Origin of the sequence: Serratia sp. JSRIV006 (assembly GCF_019968685.1) — a bacterium.
Classification (GTDB): domain Bacteria; phylum Pseudomonadota; class Gammaproteobacteria; order Enterobacterales; family Enterobacteriaceae; genus Chania; species Chania fonticola_B.
In genome coordinates this window covers 3,295,348-3,315,099 of record NZ_CP074137.1, presented here as the reverse complement: position 1 = coordinate 3,315,099, position 19,752 = coordinate 3,295,348, and the positions used below count along the sequence as shown (strand labels likewise).

The 19,752-nt window shown below is 45.7% G+C and carries 20 protein-coding genes and 2 pseudogenes; 14 read left to right on the top strand and 8 right to left on the bottom strand.

The window, feature by feature from the left end; all coding sequences use genetic code 11:
- Window positions 1-19 precede the first annotated feature (19 nt).
- The 3 genes and pseudogenes from KGP16_RS15340 to KGP16_RS15330 form a co-directional block, all read left to right on the top strand.
- Window positions 20-2,172: pseudogene (locus KGP16_RS15340) on the top strand (host specificity protein J); the annotation flags it as partial.
- A 20-nt stretch (window positions 2,173-2,192) separates the two neighbouring features.
- Window positions 2,193-2,882, top strand: a complete 690-nt coding sequence (locus KGP16_RS15335; protein ID WP_223497834.1) for a hypothetical protein — start codon at window positions 2,193-2,195, stop codon at window positions 2,880-2,882.
- Between the two features lie 222 nt (window positions 2,883-3,104).
- On the top strand, window positions 3,105-3,920 hold the full coding sequence (locus KGP16_RS15330; protein WP_223497833.1) for a hypothetical protein: 816 nt from the start codon (window positions 3,105-3,107) through the stop codon (window positions 3,918-3,920).
- Window positions 3,921-3,998: 78 nt separating this feature from the next.
- Here KGP16_RS15330 and KGP16_RS15325 read toward each other — a convergent pair whose 3' ends face one another.
- Complete coding sequence (locus KGP16_RS15325; RefSeq protein WP_223499941.1) at window positions 3,999-4,670, bottom strand: hypothetical protein; 672 nt, start codon at window positions 4,668-4,670, stop codon at window positions 3,999-4,001.
- A gap of 200 nt (window positions 4,671-4,870) precedes the next feature.
- Between KGP16_RS15325 and umuD (KGP16_RS15320) the strand changes: the two genes are divergently transcribed.
- The 3 genes from umuD (KGP16_RS15320) (at window position 4,871) to KGP16_RS15310 (ending at window position 8,749) form a co-directional block, all read left to right on the top strand.
- Window positions 4,871-5,293 (top strand): translesion error-prone DNA polymerase V autoproteolytic subunit, encoded by a 423-nt coding sequence (gene umuD / locus KGP16_RS15320; protein WP_223497831.1) that lies wholly within the window; start codon window positions 4,871-4,873, stop codon window positions 5,291-5,293.
- On the top strand, window positions 5,293-6,561 hold the full coding sequence (gene umuC, locus KGP16_RS15315) for a translesion error-prone DNA polymerase V subunit UmuC (protein WP_223497830.1): 1,269 nt from the start codon (window positions 5,293-5,295) through the stop codon (window positions 6,559-6,561). The genes umuD (KGP16_RS15320) and umuC (KGP16_RS15315) overlap by 1 nt, the downstream gene beginning before the upstream one ends.
- A 256-nt stretch (window positions 6,562-6,817) precedes the next feature.
- Entirely contained in the window at window positions 6,818-8,749 is a 1,932-nt protein-coding gene (locus KGP16_RS15310) for an NACHT domain-containing NTPase (RefSeq protein WP_223497829.1), read from the top strand.
- 185 nt (window positions 8,750-8,934) lie between these two features.
- On the opposite strand, the gene KGP16_RS15305 is transcribed toward KGP16_RS15310, so the two are convergent.
- The 3 genes and pseudogenes from KGP16_RS15305 to KGP16_RS15295 form a co-directional block, all read right to left on the bottom strand.
- The gene (locus tag KGP16_RS15305; protein ID WP_371822026.1) at window positions 8,935-9,303 is read right to left on the bottom strand and encodes an SOS response-associated peptidase family protein; all 369 of its coding nucleotides are present in this window, start codon (window positions 9,301-9,303) and stop codon (window positions 8,935-8,937) included.
- Between the two features lie 120 nt (window positions 9,304-9,423).
- Window positions 9,424-9,618 (bottom strand): hypothetical protein, encoded by a 195-nt coding sequence (locus tag KGP16_RS15300; protein WP_223497827.1) that lies wholly within the window; start codon window positions 9,616-9,618, stop codon window positions 9,424-9,426.
- A gap of 437 nt (window positions 9,619-10,055) precedes the next feature.
- A pseudogene (locus KGP16_RS15295) lies at window positions 10,056-10,353 on the bottom strand (tyrosine-type recombinase/integrase); the annotation flags it as partial.
- A gap of 573 nt (window positions 10,354-10,926) precedes the next feature.
- On the opposite strand from KGP16_RS15295, the gene KGP16_RS15290 reads away from it, so the two are divergent.
- The 3 genes from KGP16_RS15290 to KGP16_RS15280 all read left to right on the top strand — a co-directional run bounded on the left by KGP16_RS15290 (window position 10,927) and on the right by KGP16_RS15280 (window position 12,048).
- Window positions 10,927-11,313, top strand: coding sequence for a hypothetical protein (locus tag KGP16_RS15290; protein WP_037376026.1), 387 nt, complete (start codon window positions 10,927-10,929; stop codon window positions 11,311-11,313).
- 98 nt (window positions 11,314-11,411) lie between these two features.
- Window positions 11,412-11,702, top strand: coding sequence for a putative holin (locus tag KGP16_RS15285; protein ID WP_021806754.1), 291 nt, complete (start codon window positions 11,412-11,414; stop codon window positions 11,700-11,702).
- Between the two features lie 10 nt (window positions 11,703-11,712).
- A complete protein-coding gene (locus KGP16_RS15280; RefSeq protein WP_071784871.1) occupies window positions 11,713-12,048 on the top strand; it encodes a phage holin family protein in 336 nt (111 codons plus the stop codon).
- A gap of 52 nt (window positions 12,049-12,100) precedes the next feature.
- Here the strand turns inward: KGP16_RS15280 and KGP16_RS15275 are convergent, their stop codons facing one another.
- Both KGP16_RS15275 and KGP16_RS15270 read right to left on the bottom strand, forming a co-directional pair.
- Window positions 12,101-13,210, bottom strand: a complete 1,110-nt coding sequence (locus KGP16_RS15275; RefSeq protein ID WP_160170763.1) for an acyltransferase — start codon at window positions 13,208-13,210, stop codon at window positions 12,101-12,103.
- A gap of 55 nt (window positions 13,211-13,265) precedes the next feature.
- Window positions 13,266-13,511 carry a hypothetical protein gene (locus KGP16_RS15270; RefSeq protein WP_223497826.1) on the bottom strand — a complete coding sequence of 82 codons (246 nt, stop codon included), beginning with the start codon at window positions 13,509-13,511 and terminating at the stop codon, window positions 13,266-13,268.
- Window positions 13,512-14,068: 557 nt separating this feature from the next.
- Between KGP16_RS15270 and cho the strand changes: the two genes are divergently transcribed.
- Window positions 14,069-14,941 (top strand): excinuclease Cho, encoded by an 873-nt coding sequence (gene cho / locus KGP16_RS15265; protein ID WP_223499940.1) that lies wholly within the window; start codon window positions 14,069-14,071, stop codon window positions 14,939-14,941.
- 45 nt (window positions 14,942-14,986) lie between these two features.
- On the opposite strand, the gene KGP16_RS27595 is transcribed toward cho, so the two are convergent.
- A complete protein-coding gene (locus KGP16_RS27595; protein WP_021181060.1) occupies window positions 14,987-15,118 on the bottom strand; it encodes a hypothetical protein in 132 nt (43 codons plus the stop codon).
- 133 nt (window positions 15,119-15,251) lie between these two features.
- Between KGP16_RS27595 and KGP16_RS15260 the strand changes: the two genes are divergently transcribed.
- The 4 genes from KGP16_RS15260 (at window position 15,252) to KGP16_RS15245 (ending at window position 18,620) form a co-directional block, all read left to right on the top strand.
- On the top strand, window positions 15,252-15,737 hold the full coding sequence (locus KGP16_RS15260; RefSeq protein WP_223499939.1) for an anti-virulence regulator CigR family protein: 486 nt from the start codon (window positions 15,252-15,254) through the stop codon (window positions 15,735-15,737).
- Between the two features lie 219 nt (window positions 15,738-15,956).
- The gene (gene umuD / locus KGP16_RS15255; RefSeq protein WP_021806749.1) at window positions 15,957-16,379 is read left to right on the top strand and encodes a translesion error-prone DNA polymerase V autoproteolytic subunit; all 423 of its coding nucleotides are present in this window, start codon (window positions 15,957-15,959) and stop codon (window positions 16,377-16,379) included.
- Window positions 16,379-17,650, top strand: a complete 1,272-nt coding sequence (gene umuC / locus KGP16_RS15250; RefSeq protein WP_021806748.1) for a translesion error-prone DNA polymerase V subunit UmuC — start codon at window positions 16,379-16,381, stop codon at window positions 17,648-17,650. The genes umuD (KGP16_RS15255) and umuC (KGP16_RS15250) overlap by 1 nt, the downstream gene beginning before the upstream one ends.
- 427 nt (window positions 17,651-18,077) lie before the next feature.
- Window positions 18,078-18,620 carry a fimbrial protein gene (locus tag KGP16_RS15245; protein ID WP_059201044.1) on the top strand — a complete coding sequence of 181 codons (543 nt, stop codon included), beginning with the start codon at window positions 18,078-18,080 and terminating at the stop codon, window positions 18,618-18,620.
- A 106-nt stretch (window positions 18,621-18,726) separates the two neighbouring features.
- On the opposite strand, the gene KGP16_RS15240 is transcribed toward KGP16_RS15245, so the two are convergent.
- The gene (locus KGP16_RS15240) at window positions 18,727-19,710 is read right to left on the bottom strand and encodes a hypothetical protein (RefSeq protein WP_223497824.1); all 984 of its coding nucleotides are present in this window, start codon (window positions 19,708-19,710) and stop codon (window positions 18,727-18,729) included.
- Window positions 19,711-19,752: the final 42 nt, after the last annotated feature.

Sequence of the window (19,752 nt, the reverse complement as noted above, 5' to 3'; positions counted from 1 at the left end):
GCCTTGGCGGGCCTTTTTCATGGAAAAAAACATGACCGAAGTTATCCAAGGCCGAAAAGGCCCCAGTCAACCGCACGTGCCGGTAGAGTCACCCGATAGCGTCCAATCCACGGCAAAAGCCAAGTTGCTCTTGGCGCTGGGAGAGGGCGAGTTTGCGGGGGGACTGGATGCGCAAAACATATTTCTCGATGGCACGCCGGTAATGTCGCCAGATGGAACCCTAAACTATCCCGGTTTTGAATGGGATTTTCGCCCTGGTACACAGATGCAAAGCTATATCCAGGGTGTGCCAGGGGCAGAAAATGAGATTTCTGTAGGTGTCGTTCTAAAGGCAGCGCAACCATGGGTGAGAGCGATCAGCAACACCCAATTATCAGCGGCAAGGGTTCGCGTTGAGTGGCAAAGCCTGGTTAAGCAGGAGGATAACGGTGATCGTGTAGGTACGCGGGTTGATTATGCTATCGATCTATCTACTGACGGCGGTGCATATCAAACCGTTCTGAATGGTGTGATAAACGATAAAACCACTTCGTTATATGAACGTAGCCATCGTGTGAATCTGCCTGCGGCCACTACCGGTTGGCAAATTCGACTGCGCAGGATCACTCCTGACTCGACCACTGACAAAGTGGCGGATCAGATGAAGGTCATGGCCATCACGGAAGTGATCGACGCCAAACTACGCTATCCCAATACTGCCTTGCTATTTGTATCGCTCGATGCGAAGCAATTCCCGAGCATCCCCCGTATCAGCTGCAAGCCTAAAGGGCGCATTATCCGCGTGCCAACGACTTATAACCCGGAGACGAGGACATACAACGGCACATGGGATGGCAGTTTCAAGTGGGCCTACTCAAACAATCCAGCCTGGGTGTTTTACGACATTTTGTTGAGTAAGCGGTTCGGACTTGGCGATCGGTTGGACGCAACTCAGGTTGATGAGGTGGAGTTATATCGCATTGCGCAGCATTGTGATCAGCGGGTGCCTGACGGGCGCGGCGGCAGCGGAACCGAGCCGCGATTTGTTTGTGACATCTATATTCAGTCGCAAAATGAGGCATTCACGGTACTGCGGGATCTGGCTTCTATTTTCCGTGGCATGACGTACTGGGCTAATAATCAGGTTTGCGTGTTGGCTGATATGCCGCGGGATCTTGATTACACATACACCCGGGCCAACGTGGTTGATGGCAAGTTTTACTATCAAGGCGGCAGCCAGAAAAATCGTTACTCAACCGCCATGGTGAGCTGGTCGAATCCCGACAATCATTATCAGGACGAAGTTGAATCGGTCATGGAAAATGAGCTGGTTCAGCGCTACGGGGTCAACCAAACCGAAATTTCAGCGATCGGGTGCACGCGGCAAACGGAGGCAAACCGGCGCGGGCGCTGGGCGTTGCTCACGAATAGCAACGATCGCACAGTATCGTTCTCGACTGGGCTGGATGGTTATATCCCTCTGCCTGGGCGGATCATCGGCGTAGCTGATCAGATGATGGCCGGACGGGTGCTCGGTGGTCGCATATCTGCAGTTAACGGTAGGACGATAAAGCTGGATCGCGTGGCTGACGTTTCTCAAGGTGACCGGCTGATCGTCAATTTGCCGAATGGCAAGTCCCAAGCGCGTACTGTTGCCGTCGTCAATGGGGCCAACGTTACAGTCAGCACGGCTTATAGCCAAGCCCGGAGCCGGAGGCAGTATGGTCGGTTGATGCTGGCGATCTGGCTGTTCAGCAGTATCGGGTTTCAAACGTTACCGATAATGATGACGGCACATTTACCATTTCTGCTGTTTGGCATAGCCCGGACAAATACGATGCGATCGATACTGGTGCCCGGCTGGATGAGCGACCGATATCAGTGATTCCGCCAGGCGTGCAAGCGCCTCCAACCAATATTCAGGTCAGCAGCTTTACGCAGATTAACCAAGGGATCGCAATCACTACGATGCGCGCCAACTGGGATGCTGTAGATAATGCTGTGGCGTATGAAGTCGAATGGCGGCGTGACGATAGCAACTGGGTTTCAGCGGCACGCACATCGGCCCTGGGGTTCGAAGTGCAGAATATTTTTGCTGGACGATATCTAGTGCGCGTTCGAGCTATAAATGCCAGTGATGTTTCCTTTATCTGGGGAACATCAAAGGAAACCAGGCTAAACGGCAAAGAGGGAACAATACGTGGGGATTTGGCTTGAGAATTATCAGGGCAAGTTCTCAACCTGCGCAGTCTGTAGATATTATCCTCAGTAATAATGGGAGAATGGGATATCGATATCACAGCAATGATAAAGACTATAAATTCATCACAACGGGCAATACAACGTTTGATGCTAATGGTTTTGTCAAAAAAGCAAGCCCGATCGTCAAGTTGTTCGGTAACGGCGAATGTGAACTCAATGACGAGAGCCAGGGGGTGATAACTGAGCGTATTGGTACGGGCGCTTACCGTATAACAGGTGTTCTCGGTTTCAATGGTGACGGAGCCTGGGGCGGTCACGGGAACGGCATAGAGATCCCTGTGGATGACAACAAGCGGCCCCTAATTTGGATTGAGTCCAAGGTGCTTCCCGACGGCGACATTGAAATCCGCACATATCACCGTACATACGGCACAGGTCCATACTCAGCTCGGAACATCGAAGCCATGGATAGCGGTGAAGTGGACAAGAAGAAGAGGCCTATCGTTGTCGAAATGCCGGACGGTACGCCGATCGATATCCCTGCAGGCCGATTTATTGATATTCGCGTTGAGATGTCAGCAGTAGAAAATCCAGTGCAAGAGTTAGATCCGGAGCTAGAGTTGCTAATGAACGAGGCGGTCTACCTAGAGGACAGCGAAGAAATTAAACATTGTGAAGAAGTAGGCAACACAGAAGAATAAATAGAAGCCAAGGAGTAATTTCGGAGCCGGGGGAAATCCCGGTTAAACGGATAGTGCTAGCAACAGATTATTATTGAAGTTGATATCCAATAACTAACTTGACCATTATACAAAAAATCGGACTTTAATCTTACATCTTGTTATAGTAATAGACGATTATCTCACAATCACAGAGTGGAAAGGTTGATTTTTATTCAATAGTAATCTAGAAGGTGTATAAGGATGCGTGATAATATACAGATTAGAGCAACGGCAATTGATATTCTTGATCATTTTCGTAATGCCGTTGACGGAGATGAAGAACTCATTCTGCATGAGTTTACGAAAAGACTTGAACTGGCATTGCTTTTAAGTCCACCTCAAAAAAATGATTTTTATTCTGAAGCTCATTATAAGCTATTACGCCTTTCTGAAATATGGTATTGTTATGAACTACTAAAACCTGTTATAACAGGGTATGGGTTTGATAAAGGAAAAGAAGAGTCTATAGAGTCAAAAAATAAAAAATGGCTAAACTCACAAAGAGTGTCAGTTTATGGTCGTATTGCAGCGGAAAAAATAAGAACTGATAATTTATTTTTAAATGTTGACTTTTCTTATAATCCTAGTGGATATGCTTCTATTTTTAATGAAGAGTATATCCATGACAAATGGCTTGGTTTCTATCTTGATGAGGTAATTGGACAGTTTTTTTTAACTGGATTTACTAATATAGCCATTAACACTGATGAGCAAGTAGATAATCTCATAAAGTATCTTGATGTTCTAACGGAACGTGCGTCCGGAGAGCAAAGAAAATTTCTCGCAAGAGGATTTAATAAACTTCTTGGGAATAGTTCTGCCAGCCTTGAGTCAAAAGATATACTTTCTTTAGTATATGCGATGCGCTGTAATTATGTTCATGCAGGCGAACTACCTGATAGTTACGGAGTCGATATTGAATATAAAATAAGCATGATAGATATGTGTACTGAATTTTTTATTTCTTACTGTTGTCTTGTGGCTAGTTCCATTATATTTGAGCTTTATGATTCGTAGTGTGAATTTGTTATTGTTTTACACAACGTATGTGTAATTAATTTTATGGCCAGTAATATACTGGCCTAATACTTAAAGTCAATAGGTTGTAAGCTTTGTATATGCCTTTTGTACAACCTCATTATGTTCAGTAAGTTGGGCGGATAGTAATATTATGCTTTTTCTAACATACTCTAAATCTTTTTCACCCCAACGCCATAACAATAAATCAAAAAACCTACCGGCTAATGTGGTCATTTTGGCTGCATCTATTTTTACTAAATCAAAGTATTCTTTTATATCCTCGTCTAAATAACCTTTAGGTAATATTTTCATAGCCTCTTTTTCGAGAATTATCCTATCCCATGCTGAATTAAGGTCACTGAATTGTTTTTCTGCCATTTTTATGACATTATCACTAAGTAAATTAATTTCTATGTGGTTTACATTTTCTTCAAGAGTTGTAATTATGGTCACCGTCCTGGATGACAGGAAAGTGAACTTTAATATATCAGATATTATTCGTTGCCTTTTATTGAATCGCTCCTCTTTTTCTCTTTCTTTTAACCATTCCCTTGCACTTTTAACACCATAACAAGCAGCTAGAGCCATGATTGTATTTGCCAGTGCAATAATAAAGTCAGCATAAGTCCCAAAGCCTGAAATATGATATTTAAATATGGCGAAGGTGATACCTGATATGCATACAATAACAACGGAAATCAGTATGGTATTAAAAATAGGTAAGCAATCAATATTTTTTTTCATCATTCTCCCTTAAAATTAATGAATGTATACGCTGCGCTTCTCCTAACTTAAGCTAAAGAAAGCTATTGTGGCAGAAGATTGCTCCCCTTGCGAAACTTTCTTTCCTTATCGATCATACCTATACCATTCACGAAAGAAATCCATCTTTCACCTGCCATTCACTACATTTATACTGTATAAAAAACCAGTATAGAGTCATGACTATGAAAATCCTGTTTCCAACAGCAACACTAGAAAAAATGTACCTGCCTCTGTTTGCCGATCGTGTGCCAGCTGGCTTCCCAAGCCCAGCGCAGGACTACGTCCATACCAGGATCGATCTTAACGAGTATTGCGTCAGCCACCCGAACGCGACTTACTTTCTCTACGCATCTGGGGAGAGCATGCTGGAGGCTGGCATTACGGATGGCTCGATGCTTGTTGTCGATCGCAGCATTGGAGCTGAACATGGTGACATCGTGATCGCCAGTGTGGGCGGAGAGTTCACCGTAAAGCGGCTATGCCTGCGGCCAGTCGCTCAGCTCGAACCGATGAACCCCAAATATCAGCCCATTCAGCTACACGATGGCGCTGACGATTTAGATATCGTCGGGGTGGTGGTGTCAACTATCACAAGGTTGAAATAATGTACGCCCTTGCTGACGTGAACAGTTTCTATACCAGTTGCGAAACCCTCTGGAGGCCAGATCTGCGTGGCAGGCCTACGGTAGTCCTATCAAACAACGACGGCTGCGTGGTTGCCCGCAGCAAAGAAGCAAAAGCCATGGGTCTCAAAATGGGGGAGCCATATTTTAAGATCAAAGAGAACTTTGAACGGGCCGGTGGCGTGGCATTTAGCTCTAATTATGAATTGTACGCTGACATGTCCCAACGAGTGATGTTTGTGCTCGAAGAGATGGCGCCCAGGGTTGAGGTTTACTCGATCGATGAGAGTTTCATGGATCTAACCGGCGTTCGAAACTGTATCGAACTTGAGGCATTTGGGCGACAGGTGCGCACTCGGGTGCTACGTGAAACAGGCCTAACCGGGGGAGTCGGCATTGGCCAAACAAAAACCTTGGCGAAGCTTGCCAATTTTGCGGCAAAAAAGTGGAGCAAAACAGGTGGAGTGGTCGATCTCTCTAACCAAGTGAGGCAGCGCAAATTGATGGAATTGGTGCCGGTGGCTGAAGTCTGGGGCATTGGCCGGCGGATCTCAAAAAAACTCAACGTCATGGGTATCGAGAACGCACTACAGTTGGCCGATGCAAGCACCACGATGATCCGCAAGCATTTCAGCGTTGTTATCGAAAGGACTGTAAGAGAATTGCGCGGTGAACCCTGCCTGGCACTTGAAGAGTTCGCTCCAACAAAGCAGCAGATAATTTGCTCACGCTCTTTTGGCGATCGCATTACTGATTACGATCAAATGCACCAGGCGATTTGCATGTACGCCACTAGGGCGGCAGAAAAACTCAGGGAGGAACGACAGTATTGCCGACACGTTACCGCCTGGATAAAAACCAGTCCGTTCGCACTGAATGAGGTGTATTACGGCAACACGGCTAGCATAAAGCTGAGCACACCAACACAGGACACCCGCGATATTATTACCGCTTCCATGCGTTGCTTGGATGTGATCTGGCAATCGGGCCGCAGGTACCAGAAAGGCGGAGTGATGTTGCAGGATTTTTTTAGCCAGGGTGTGGCACAACTTGGGTTATTCGATGAGTATCAGCCACGGCATAACAGTGAACCCCTGATGAAGGTTATCGATCAGATCAACAAATCAGGCAGAGCAAAGCTTTGGTTTGCCGGGCAGGGCGCCCAGCAGGCGTGGTCTATGAAACGCGAATTGCTCTCGCCGGCCTACACAACCAGAATTCGCGATCTGCCACATGCTCGGGTGTACTGAGTATAAACTTAGGTAGCAGGATAGGTTTACTCAAAACTGCACCACCAGGGCGGTAATTGTTAGCGGATATACAGTTATCTCCTGCCACTAAGAAACCTTGCTAGATATCATATCTTGCGAATTGCATTTTGTTGAAAAATGTAGCAAAATATTAATCTAGTTATTTTATTTTAATGTTTAATAATAGTAATTAGCCCATAAGATCTTTTTAAACCATGCTTAATGGACTTTTTACAAAAATAATAAGGATGCCATTATGCTCGAAGCAGGTGCATTATTCGCTGGTAAAGTTGTATTGCAAACTATAATTGCAGAATCAATGAAACGTATAATTGAAAAACAATGGAGGCTTCAAACGGATGAGGGGAAAAAAATATTAGAGCATTTTAAAATTGATGATGTGAGAGATAAATACGCATCAAAAATCAGAAGTAACGTTTTAACGTTTAGGAGTTTATCTCAAGGAGGGAGTAATGTAAGCCTCGAAGATGTCTACTACCCACTAACAGTAACTGTTAAAGACTCAAAAGATACCATTTTAGTAACTGACGAAACAATAATCAAACATAAAGGTATAGTGGTTATAAGCGGTAGTGCTGGGCAGGGGAAAACGACAGTTTTACGAAAGTTATTTCTTGAGGAGATTAAAGGCGGTTATAGATTTCCATTCTTCATCACATTGAGAAATATTTCTTTTAAGAATGGGATTACGTTAATAGAGATATTCATGGATCATCTTCTTGAGTTTGGAATAAAAGCAAGAGAAGAAGATGCTAGCTTATTATTACAGTCAAATAATATTGTTTTGTTCTTTGATGGCTTCGATGAGATAGCAAATAAAGAAAGAGCGCATGCGTTAGATGTTTTGAAAAGTGCGTGGTTTAGATATACATGTCCGGTAATTGTTACGACAAGGCCAAACACAGAGTTGTATAGAGAAGGTGGATTTAAGAACCTTATCGTGAATCCTCTTGCGTCCGATGATATTACTGGTATTATCCATAATTCAGTTAGAGATGAAGAAACAAGAAAGGCATTAATTAATCTGCTTAAAAAGAAAAAATTCATCTTAGAAGCTCTGATATATCCTATCCTTGTTGATATTTTCATTGTGAGTTTCTATTCAATGAAAGATACCCCAGCTACAATTGGAGACTTCTATAACGGGTTGTTCCGATCATTACTATTTAGTCACGACCAGCAAAAAAACTTTAGCCGCGAAAGAAAGTCAGGATTGGATGTAAAAGAGTTACAAGATTGTTTTAATTTATTCAGTTTAATCTCATTTTTAGAAGGTAAACAAGATTTTAACGAAAATGAGCTGGAAAAGCTTTTCATAGAAACATGCGAAACACTTGATAGAAAAGAAGGGTATAAAAATATCAAAGAGGATATAGTTGATGGTACAAATTTAATCTCATTGAATGGGTATAGATTTTATTCTTATATACATCGTTCAATTCAAGAGTATCACGCTGCATTATACATTTCCGGGCTAGATGACGTTGAAATTAATTACAAGAAACTTTCTTGCCTATCCGATTATAGTCAAATGACATTTCTAAACTTCCTAGAGTCAATTGATGATAAGAAGTTTTATTTAAATTATGTACGACCATATTTAAAATCTATTGGACTATCCGATATCATAAATCAATCAATCTATGATTTAAGTCATATTTTGAAAGAATCGCTTATTGGCTCAAGCATAACTATCTCTATATCTGAGGATACATTAAATATTTTATCGTATAGTGTCTCCCTCGGTCGAGGAATTAAGTTTTTAAGGCGACTTAATAGGGTTTCTTTTTTGAATAGCTTATTGAACGGCTCGCTTAATAATGATTCCCTTGATGCCATTGATTTAATTGATTTAAATGGCTTTGATGATTTGTTTAAAAAAGATGATTTCAAGTTGCTAGCATCACATAAGGAAACGAATGAAGTAAAGTTAAGTGATAAAATCGACGCAGAGCCAATGCACACGATCACTTATGATTTTAATATGTTAGATGTTTTTAATTATAAAGCTGATCTATTCAGATTGGAGTTTTATTATGAGGAGTTTGTAAGCATTCATTCCTCATTGATCTTATTCTATAAAAATAAAATCTTACCGAAAATTAACGCTAAAAACCCTAATGAGAAGATTAGGTCTTTGATAAAAAGGAATAATAGTGGTGAGTGAGATTATGTAATTCAAAGTTAGCCCGACATGGTGTTTTAACTTTGTTGGCATAACTGTGGTTCATTCTGGATTAGATGGCGTTATTAATACAGAGATGATTTTAAGGATGTGATCTTCTTATTTTATTAGTCGATCACATCAACAAACTACAGCGAGAAAAAACCAACACTCAAGTTCACTTAAACCTACGGATTAGGTAGGGGCCTAATCAGGTCGGCTTTGTCGTTACTGATGTTACCGACTGATTTATCCACCGGATGCCATGCGAAATCATCTGGTGGCATGTCCGCCTTAGTGGCCAGATCGTGAGTACGCTCTGTGGTTGTTTCCGGGTCCATCCATTCGCGTGCGGCGGCCGGTGGCAGAACAGAAGGGCGGCGATCGTGGAGGTCTAGTAACCCAGAATCGCTGGCTGCGGTCACGATAACAAAGCCGTCATCATCCGGGGGAATTACCTCATCGAGGTGATACCGACCAATCGCAGCAATATACCGACCGATTGGAACGTTATCTTGAGCGCTGGCTACTTCCAACTCGGAGGCCAGTACATCCAAGTAATCAGCTCTAGTTTGTACCGGGGCAAATCGACCGCACATTTGTGATATTCCCACGCCAAATTTTTAGTATAGAGGCCTGTGGGAATTGGTGCCTGCAACTGCTACAGCAAACACGGCCTAGTGGATGCTGTTTTTTTGCTGCGGTGTGAATATGTTGGTGGGGTCTGGCTCGTCATCATCCAAGAATCTATAGTTCACAACATCGCCGTCTTTGAACTGGAAAACTACGCGAGCAAAATTGATGCTCTTTAAGTCGATGCCTAGCCGCTCAAAGTAAGCAGTGATTTTTTCATTGGCTTCTTCTTCTAACATGACCGGGATCCTTTTATTGGGTTCCACAAAACCTTATCTTGGCTTTTTGGTGATTTCAACAGCAATGATGTGGTGTTCGGCAATACGCAAGATTTAAGGATAAATCTTGATAGTAGGGTAGATTTATCAATGAGATATTGCTGGCTGGCTGTGTTCATAAAATTGCATGCTATTTGGCTGAGGTCGGGCGCTGCTGCACTCGTAAAATAATGGTGACTGGTCACTAAAAAGGCCTACATTTTTGCGATCTTGCAGCCGAAATTTTCCCGAATAGATCCGAAAATATACATAGGTGTATGATTTTAAAGGCAGCCGAACGAAGGTATTGGAAGGTGTTTTTTGAGGATTTCGTGATTATCTATCTGAATTTTAATGATTTTATTTTTTTGATTTATAATGAAAAGTCCTGGATGACTCGAATTTCTATACTCGGCCTTTTACAACATTACGTATTCTTTCCCCCTGGTATCAAGGTATTTGTCCGTCATTTTTACCGACTTATGCCCAAGCAATTTCATAGCAAACTCCTTTCTCCTTCTCATAAAGTCGCCCGGCCAAGCTTCGGGTCTTATGGAACGTTGGCGGCGAATCCTCAAGAACTATTCCTGCCAGATTCCTGGCCGCTACAAATTTTTTGGTCAAGCTATCAGGATTCTGTGAGCCATCCAGGCTGTTTTTCCTGATACCAGAACTGACCATAAAGCCTGTGGCACAGGCTTGCCTGCATCGTTCAATATCCAGACTGCCCGATCTGCAATGACGATGATGGCATGCTGATCTGTGGTGTTCTCGATGTTCTTTATGAGATAGACCGGCGCGCATTTGGCATGCTTCTGCTGCGCTATGTGTAGGGTTCTTCGGATCGGGCTATTGCTCGGCATTATCACGCTACAGCAAAACCACGGCTTATGGTGCGTAGAAATGGGAAGGAAAGCTACCGGGCACTATCGCATATAGCATGCCGAAGGGAGGTAGCAGAAATCCTTTGCGCAGCGAAATACCAAATCTAGCAACCGTTACAAGATGCGTTTATAAAACGTGAAAAAGAAAGGAAATGCAGGAAAATGGTGCAAACGTGTTGACTTTGATGAATCAATGAGTCAGCGTTTCGGTATACGTTGCCGTAATATGTAAGCGCATTTAGACTAAAACCCGCCAATAGTGCGGTTTTTGCGTTTCTGGAGATCAGGAAACTGAGCAGTTGTATCGTGCATGGTACAACAGTCACGAATATCACTAATCCTTTCTTCTTGAGATACTGTTCATCCAAACAGCAGTTAGAGTTAAATAACCAAAGAGGAAAGAACCATGCAAGTAGCTGAAACTCATTATCTGGATAACACTTTCACCTTCAATATCCCTCCTGTTCCATATCGTCGCCGTATTGCAGTTCCACTAATCATGGCGTTAGCTTCAGGAAAGGATGCCAAAGCATCTCATAGGCTTCTTTTTAATGGAGTTTCCGTGGCTTATGTAGAAGCTAACGCTGGGCGTATCAATGCGGTGACAGGAGTGTCGTCTTTCCCCAATGGCAGTGTGATGCCATCATACGGGAACTTTTTCCTACCTGAGTCAGATTGCGATAGCTGGTTTGGCGTTATTGAAGCTAATCAGGCGGCTTCAATTAAGGCTGAAGCCAGTACCAGTAATGGTGGTAAAACACCTAAACACATTACCGTTCATTTGGGTGTGTGATGATGTAATTTTTGCCCCGGCATAGTTCGGTGCTTTTTCATATCTAGCGCCCGGCGTTTGCTGAGCGATACAGCAAACCAGCAAACAAAGGAGCAATTATGAGTGAGCCGACCTCTGGTAATGGGGCGGCGGTTTTCGTCCTGTATTCGAATGACTTGTCCAACTTTAAAAAAGTATGGATGTTCGCCTCCTCGTTCTTGGCCGGGATGTTCTTTGCAGAGTTCTTTGCTGACGTGATCGAGGCTTTCCTTTCCGTGTTGCCGGGAAAACATATTGAAGTAGGGGACACAATCGGGGCGTTAGTGGGTGACGCTGTTGCAGTTTGCTTTCTGATGTACCTCATCGCCAAATCTTCTGATCCGACTGCACTGGACGAAATAACCAGGTGAGGGGGAGATCGTGAATGAATACCTGCTGACGATAAACGCAATTGCTTACGGTGCAACAGCCTTCCGCCTGATGGCTTGTCGCCGAAACGGGGCAACGTATCGCCCTATGGTTACGGTCTTCGCTTGGTTGCTGATAGTGGTCAGCGCATCAGTAACGATCCGCACGCTGACTGGTGACTATCACGTAGCGAACTGGTCGGAAACCCTCATCAACGTTGCTTCATGCATCGCGGTGGTATGGGGGCCGTACGGATACCCCTTACTCAAACGTTTGACTGCCGTCACTCAGGAACGGGCACTGCAAGAACGCCGGGAACATCTGAGCCGACCAATGGTGCGCTATTAACTTAACGCCGCCTCGGCGGCTCCCTAAGCCGTAGTCCCTTACGGCTTTATTATTAAGCGGTTGTAGGTAATGATTTTAAATTAAACATTCTCTTATTAATAAGCAATGATGGTTTTTCTATTGTCTTGAAGCTTAAATACGCTATTGCGCTGGAAATGAGCATTGATATTAATATGTTCATATAAGGTGAGCTAGAATATATGGATGCGACAATTTGTTGAGTAGGAAATGCCCATAGGTATATCCCGTAAGATATGTCATGCTTAATTTTTAATTTTTGTAGCAAACTAATTGATGCAAAGTAAAGTAGTGATACTGTGAAAAACAAATAAAATAAAGCTGTTTTAAGCTTCTCATCATTACATGTAAAGAACAAAAGTAATGATAAACCAGAAATGATAAGTAGTGAGTTTGTTGTAGCTTTGTCTTTTAAAATTGCAATAAGGCACCCTATCGAGAAGAACGGGTAAAGTAGATATATGCTAGGGTCATTTGATTTTGAAATCAGAATGCCTTTGAATGGTGTAAATGGCTCAACGAGTATAGCCAGTGAAACAAGGCCAATGAATATCTTTTTATATGGACCAAAAACCAAACTGAAAAGATAAATCAGTAACAAATAAAAATATGCTTTTATTTCCATAGGTATGGTCCACAGCGAACCATTTACAGCATTTATATTATTGTTTTCAAAAACACCTGGGAGCGTGTATTGCACATCCAATTTTAATGTTCTCAAAACGTATAGCCAAACATCTCTTGATGAAAAATAATCAACAAAGCTAAGGTTGCTTAACCATGGACCAATTAGCAGTGCTGTTATGATAATTGTAACGGCATATGCTGGGTACACTCTGAAAAAACGAGATCCAATATAATTAAGTATTTTGCCATTGGATAAAATGCTATTGGTAACAAGTAGTCCACTAATTAAAAAGAATGTCTTTACAGCAACTCCGCCAAATGAAACATAACTCAATAAAGTTAACTTGTATAGAATGTCATTTTCGCCAATAGCAGGAGAAATGACAAATGCATGAGAGTAGATTACGAAATACGCGCATAATACTCTAATTAAGTCGAGGTTGTTATTACCCCTATTTAAAAACTGGCCAATAGTGTTTGAGGTCATTAAAAGTATACTCATAGCATTTTTATACAAGTAATATTATCACCTGAAAAGCCTAAAAGAAACAGCCGCTGCGATGAGCTGTGATTTACCTCTTCTTTGGTGGCTCCCCGAAATCGTAGTCTTTTATGGCTTCGAATACTTCTTCAAAGCTGCTCAGTGGTTCAAGGATCGCCCGGCGCCACTCTCTCTGATAATGTACATCCAGCCAATACTGACCTTCTTCATCTAGCCACACGGCAAACGATTGACTTGAGTCACGATCGGGAGCCGGGTAAGCCTCGTTTTCGTTCATGAAGAAAATGGTTTGCCCCATAATGGTTACTCTACGCATGTGCATTTTCCGACCGATTTTGCATTAGCAAATGGTAGACCACAAGCAGTTGTGCCATGGTAATGGTGACCGGTCATGATATAGGTGTTGAATTTTGCGGTTTTTGGTGCCGAATTTTTTCCGAATTGAAACGAGAAATCTGGTAGGTATCTGAAATTAAAGGATGGAAAACGAAGGTACTGATAGGTTTATTTTGGGGGATTTTGGAGTTATCACATTGAATTTAAATGATTTATTGATAAACTGACACATAAAGGAATCGTGCTCGGTCTTTTTTTATTTTTCTGATTTATAACGGTTTTTAACTGCATCGCGAAAACCGCCAACCCTCTCCCCGAACACATCTTAGGTAACATTAACGTTCCCACAGGGAGAGGGAGCTAGTCCGCAGTTGCGGGCTGGAACTGTATTAACATGTAGCACGTACTGTCCCTGATCTGTAAAGGGAGAGGGCTAGGGTGAGGGGGACGATCATTGATGCTGTATTGACCACAATCCCCTTCAAACCCCCACCCAACACCGCTATACTGTATAAAAAATCAGTATGGAGAGTACGATTGACCAGACGTTCTGCCGCACCAAGGCTTGAGTTTGAAGCAGAAGCTATCTACCAATACCCGGAACACCTACGCCAATGGCTGGAAGGCTTGCCCCCTTTACCTGGGGTGTACCTGTTCCACGGTGAAAGCGAGACCATGCCGCTCTACATCGGTAAGAGCGTGAACCTTCGCAGCCGGGTGCTTTCACATTTGCGCACCCCGGACGAAGCGGCCATGCTGCGCCAGGCGAGGCGTATCACTTTTATCAGAACGGCGGGTGAAGTTGGGGCCTTGTTATTGGAAGCGCAACTGATTAAACAGCAGCAGCCGCTGTTCAATAAACGCCTGCGCCGCAACAAGCAGCTGTGTGCACTGCAACTCAGTGATGATAAACCCACGGTGGTTTATGCCAAAGAGGTTGATTTTGCCCGGCACGCCGGATTGTTTGGGCTGTTCGCCAACCGGCGAGCAGCATTACAGGCGTTGCAGTCTATCGCCGACCAACATCAACTCTGCTATGGGCTGTTAGGACTTGAACCGTTGAGCCGGGGTCGCCCATGTTTTCGCTCGGCACTGAAGCGGTGCGCCGGTGCTTGTTCTGGCAAAGAAAGTTTGGCCGATCATCAGCAGCGTCTGATTTCAGCACTAGAGCAAAGCCGCGTGGTGTGCTGGCCGTGGCGTGGCCCGATCGCCTTGCGAGAGCAGGGGGCTGATATGGCGCAGTACCATATTATTCACCACTGGTTATGGCTGGGTGCAGTAGATAGCCTGGATGAAGCGAGGGAGTTAATGATTGCTGCGCCGGGCTTTGATAGCGATGGCTATAAAATTTTATGCAAACCCGTGATCGGCGGAGAGTACGAGATTATCGATCTCTACGAAAAAACCTGAGTTAACGTCTTCGCACCAGCCAGAAGGATTGCGCGAGTGCCTGCATCAAAGGCGGACGCCAGAACCGATACCAATAGTGGCCGTTGAACGCCCCGAACTACCGCCAGAACCAGAAACACTGACTGAAGTGCATCCTGCCAGCAGGATGACTAAAAGGGTACCTGCAATAATTTTCATAAAGCCCGCCTGGTTAGCCCTGCAACACATGAATCAACTTAGCACAAAACCAACTCTAAGATGAATCCATATTGCTCGGTAGTCAGGGGAGGGCTAGATTGATCGGGTATCCCCCTCATTGAGGTTAGTTAAAATGCTCAAGCATCGCTGTTCTGCCCTCGCACTTGCGTTGGTCGTGTTCACTTCCTCAGCCTCCGTTATGGCCAATCCAGGGAATGGTAATGGTAATGGTAATGGAGGTGGGCATGGTAATTCCGCTAACCATGGCGACAATCATGGGAAGGGTAATTCAGGCAAAGACCATTCAGACAAAGGCAAAAAAGCCAAGAGCGGTCATGATGATCTGGTTACCGTGGATATCAATTATGACCGTGTCCGGCCCCTGGCGGTAAACTATGGATTAACCGGGTATCAATCTTTACCTCCCGGCATTGCCAAGAACCTGGCACGGGGCAAGCCATTGCCGCCAGGGATCGCCAAGAAAATGGTGCCTGCTTCAATGCTGGGACAACTGCCATCTTATCCTGGCTATGAATGGCGTATCGCCGGGAATGATTTAGTCCTGGTGGCCTTAAGCACGGCTATTGTTGCCTCTGTCATCAATGGGGTATTTGACTAGCTACTGGCCAGCTCTGGGTAATTATTTCAACGATAGTTACCCAATAAATCAATGGTTACATGTCGGCGGCCCCTATCTTAGCCGATGATGAGTATTGGCAGAGAGGCCAACTTTCTTTCCTTACCGATCATAGCCATATCATTCATGGTGAAAATCTCTCTTCCTCCCACCATTCGGCATATCTATACTGTATAAAAACACAGTATAGAGACATGTCCGATGAAACACTTTGTTCCAACACCAACCCCAGAGAAATTGTACCTGCCACTGTTTTCCGATCGGGTGCCTGCTGGCTTCCCAAGCCCGGCGCAGGACTACGTCCATGCCAGGATCGATCTCAACGAATATTGCATCAGCCACCCGAATGCCACTTATTTTCTCTACGCCTCCGGTGAAAGCATGTTGGAGGCGGGCATTACTGATGGCTCGATGCTGGTGGTCGATTGCAGCATTGGGGCCGAACATGGCGATATCGTGATCGCCAGCATTGGCGGGGAGTTCACGGTAAAGCGGTTATGTCTGCGGCCAATCGTGCAGCTCGAACCGATGAACCCCAACTACCAGCCAATCCCGCTACATGATGGCGCTGAAGATTTAGATATCGTCGGCGTCGTGGTGTCGACTATTACGAGGCTGAAGTAATGTACGCGCTGGCCGATGTGAACAACTTTTATGCCAGCTGTGAAATGCTGTGGCGGCCCGATCTGCGTGGCCGCCCGGTGGTGGTGTTATCAAACAATGATGGCTGCGTGGTGGCCCGTAACCAAGAGGCCAAAAAATTGGGGATGGCGATGACCGGGCCGTATTTCAAGGTCAAGCAGCAGTTGGAACGGGCGGGAGGCGTCGCTTTTAGCAGTAACTACGAGCTGTATGCCGATATGTCAGCTCGGGTGATGACGGCATTGGAAGCGTTGGTCCCCCGCGTTGAGATCTATTCTATCGATGAAAGCTTTCTCGATCTCTCCTCGGTGCCTAATTGCGGCAATCTGGAGCTGTTTGGGCGGCAGATCCGGGACAAAGTGCGGAGCGAGACGAGGCTAAAGATCGGGGTCGGGATTGCGCAAACCAAAACGCTGGCCAAGCTGGCAAATTTTGCCGCCAAAAGATGGGTGAAACAAACCAACGGCGTGGTCGACCTTTCCAGCCTGGAGCGGCAGCGTAAGCTGATGAATAAGGTGCCGGTAGAGGAAGTCTGGGGCATTGGGCGGCGGATAGCAAAAAAGCTGAACGCGATGGGCATAGAAAGTGCGCTGCAACTGGCTGATGCCAGTACCACCATGATACGTAAACGCTTCAGTGTGGTGGTCGAACGTACGGTACGGGAACTGTGTGGTGAGCCTTGCCTTGAGCTGGAAGAGTTTGCGCCAACCAAGCAGCAGATTATCAGCAGCCGCAGCTTTGGTGAGCGCATCACCGAGTATGAACATATGCATCAGGCGATTTGTTTATATGCCACACGAGCGGCAGAAAAGCTGAGGGCAGAACGGCAGTATTGTCGGCACGTCAGCGCCTGGATCAAAACCAGCCCGTTCGCCACTCACGAGGCCTATTACGGCAATTCGGCCAGCGTAAAATTGAATACGCCAACGCAAGACACCCGCGATATTATTGCCGCCGCGATGCGCTGTCTGGATGCCATTTGGCAACCCGGTCATCGCTTCGATAAGGGTGGCGTGATGCTGCAGGATTTTTTCAGCCAGGGTGTGGCACAGCTCGACATGTTCGATGAATATCAGCCTCGGCATGGCAGTGAAGAGTTAATGAAGGTGATGGACTCCATCAATAACTCGGGCCGGGCCAAGCTGTGGTTTGCTGGTCAGGGAACGCAGCAGGTGTGGTCGATGAAGCGTGAACTGCTGTCACCGGCTTATACCACCAGGCTGAGTGATTTGCCCCGTGCTCGGGTATACTGAGCGGCGCTTTTCCCTGACCACTACGTCATAATGTGGTGGTTAATGTATTCACAGGTTTGATCCTTTCCCGGACGAAGGGCGGGTCTTGCCTTTTATCTCGGGAACCGCCATTTTCTACAACTATATCGATCCGGTGCTGCATAACTCGACTCAGGATGGCTTTCAGCTCGTGTTCAACGTTGTGGGGCACCAGTTTGAAGGATAGTTGCTGCGTTCGGCCCCTCACACGGTTAAAGATCATATCTACCAAAAATCCCAGCGATTTATCCGTCGGCATCAGCGTCCTGCCATTGACAGCACAACGGTAACAGAAGGAATCCTTATCATTAAGTGGGTAATCTTTAATTAAGCAGAACAAACACTGCGAATTAAATCAGGTGGAACATCAGTTTCACTGTGCTCTCTTATTAGGATAAGGATATTTATCATGAATAATACCGTCAATGGAACCATCAACTTTGCTGGACAAATCGTTGCCCAAACCATGGGGATTGAAGAGGGTGGCATTATTGTACAGCGGCCACGCAATGCAGGCCTCACCGTCAGCGTTAACGGCAGCGAAACGCAAAATGGTTACGTGCAGCTTGGTGCAGTAAGCGAAGTGCAGCTGGCAAATCCTGGCGACAGGGCCATGCCACACCAATTTAACATCCGCGTTGCAGGTATCCCGGAGCAATATACTCACGCCTTGGTGTTTTTTGAGGGGGGTGCCACGGTTGATGCTGCCACCGGCGGCCTGATTAATATGGCGGAAGCGGGTAACGTGCAGATCCAACTGCGTAACCAGCAAGGCGATATTGTCCAGGCAGGGAGTCACTCTCAACTGGTCAGTTCGGCGTTTGTCCCGGTGATGGATGGTGAGGTTTATGCCTCCTTTGCCGCAAACTTCTGCAGTACCGGCCGCGCAACGCCGGGTAATGTGGCGAGCAAGGTTGACTACACGCTCTATTTATTTGAGCTGGCTGCCTGATTGATCAATAGCGATCTCTAACCCACCGCTCGGTGGGTTTTAGTCTGCTGACAACATGCTGCGCCCGTCTGGAAAATCAGCGGATAAGGCAATATCGGATCTGCATTTATTGCCCAGCCAAACCATCAGCTTTCACCCAGCCCGTGGTTTTATCGCCGGTTTTGGGGTGAAGATAACTCACAAACAAAAATCCCTTATAAGCCTGCCCGTGCATGGCGGTCACGCTATCGCCATTGACGACAAATTTCCCACCCTCATCCTGGCAGAGCTTATCCGGCGAGTCGTAAAAATAGAGTTTCTTGTTCTTCACCAGAAACCTCGCCGTAGGCGAGGCCGTTTTGCTTATTGCGGATTCGGCGCTGGCCTGCGCATCGTGGCAAACCTCGTCGAGCGGGGCCAGACGGTCAACGTTGATCCAGCCGGAGGCATTGCCATAACCGACTAACAGATAGCCATTGTTCTCGCCTTCGACGGGTTCAAGCGCGGCATAACCCACCACTTGCACTTTGTCATCCGGGATCACAAATTGAGACTCATTGACGCACTGCTCGGTGGGGGCAACGTGAAAATAAGCCCGTCCTTTACCACGCACCACATATTTAGGGGAATCGGCAATGATTGGGCCTAATTTCATCTGGTCCAAAATGGCCGCGCAGCGCTGCTCCTTCTGTAGGCATTGCTGATATTGTTTGCCGTACTGTGGATTAAAGGTGAGTTGCAGCGGATGCTGTTCGTCGGCGCTGTTATCCAGTAGCTGGCCGGTTTGCGGATCGTACATGACCCAACCAAGATGTCCGGCCCCTGGCGAATCGGGTGAGGTTGACTTGCGGCGGTCGAACAGTTGAATGGCCTGTATGCCGTTGGCCCGTGGTTCAATATTGATTTCCAGCTTGTTCGCTGGCACTTTCTCCGCCCGGATCAGCGCCTGATTGCTGCTGGCTAACAGCTTGATCAACGGAGCCTGACAGTCAAACAGCGAAGCAGGCCGGTCAGGGGTAAAACCTGGGCCCACTGGCGTCACGGCCTGTAGCGCTGTCCAGGGCGCAAGCAGCACTATTCCAACTACGGCTAATGTGGCGAGCTTCTCCATTTCTATCCTATCTACGGTGAGGCAGCATACCTGCCGGCCGCT

Coding starts and splice junctions, on each gene's coding strand:
- KGP16_RS15330 (WP_223497833.1), top strand. CDS start 3,105: ATGCGTGATAATATACAGATTAGAGCAACGGCAATTGATATTCTTGAT.
- KGP16_RS15325 (WP_223499941.1), bottom strand. CDS start 4,670: ATGATGAAAAAAAATATTGATTGCTTACCTATTTTTAATACCATACTG.
- umuD (WP_223497831.1), top strand. CDS start 4,871: ATGAAAATCCTGTTTCCAACAGCAACACTAGAAAAAATGTACCTGCCT.
- umuC (WP_223497830.1), top strand. CDS start 5,293: ATGTACGCCCTTGCTGACGTGAACAGTTTCTATACCAGTTGCGAAACC.
- KGP16_RS15310 (WP_223497829.1), top strand. CDS start 6,818: ATGCTCGAAGCAGGTGCATTATTCGCTGGTAAAGTTGTATTGCAAACT.
- KGP16_RS15300 (WP_223497827.1), bottom strand. CDS start 9,618: ATGTTAGAAGAAGAAGCCAATGAAAAAATCACTGCTTACTTTGAGCGG.
- KGP16_RS15290 (WP_037376026.1), top strand. CDS start 10,927: ATGCAAGTAGCTGAAACTCATTATCTGGATAACACTTTCACCTTCAAT.
- KGP16_RS15285 (WP_021806754.1), top strand. CDS start 11,412: ATGAGTGAGCCGACCTCTGGTAATGGGGCGGCGGTTTTCGTCCTGTAT.
- KGP16_RS15270 (WP_223497826.1), bottom strand. CDS start 13,511: ATGCGTAGAGTAACCATTATGGGGCAAACCATTTTCTTCATGAACGAA.
- KGP16_RS27595 (WP_021181060.1), bottom strand. CDS start 15,118: ATGAAAATTATTGCAGGTACCCTTTTAGTCATCCTGCTGGCAGGATGC.
- KGP16_RS15260 (WP_223499939.1), top strand. CDS start 15,252: ATGCTCAAGCATCGCTGTTCTGCCCTCGCACTTGCGTTGGTCGTGTTC.
- umuD (WP_021806749.1), top strand. CDS start 15,957: ATGAAACACTTTGTTCCAACACCAACCCCAGAGAAATTGTACCTGCCA.
- umuC (WP_021806748.1), top strand. CDS start 16,379: ATGTACGCGCTGGCCGATGTGAACAACTTTTATGCCAGCTGTGAAATG.
- KGP16_RS15245 (WP_059201044.1), top strand. CDS start 18,078: ATGAATAATACCGTCAATGGAACCATCAACTTTGCTGGACAAATCGTT.
- KGP16_RS15240 (WP_223497824.1), bottom strand. CDS start 19,710: ATGGAGAAGCTCGCCACATTAGCCGTAGTTGGAATAGTGCTGCTTGCG.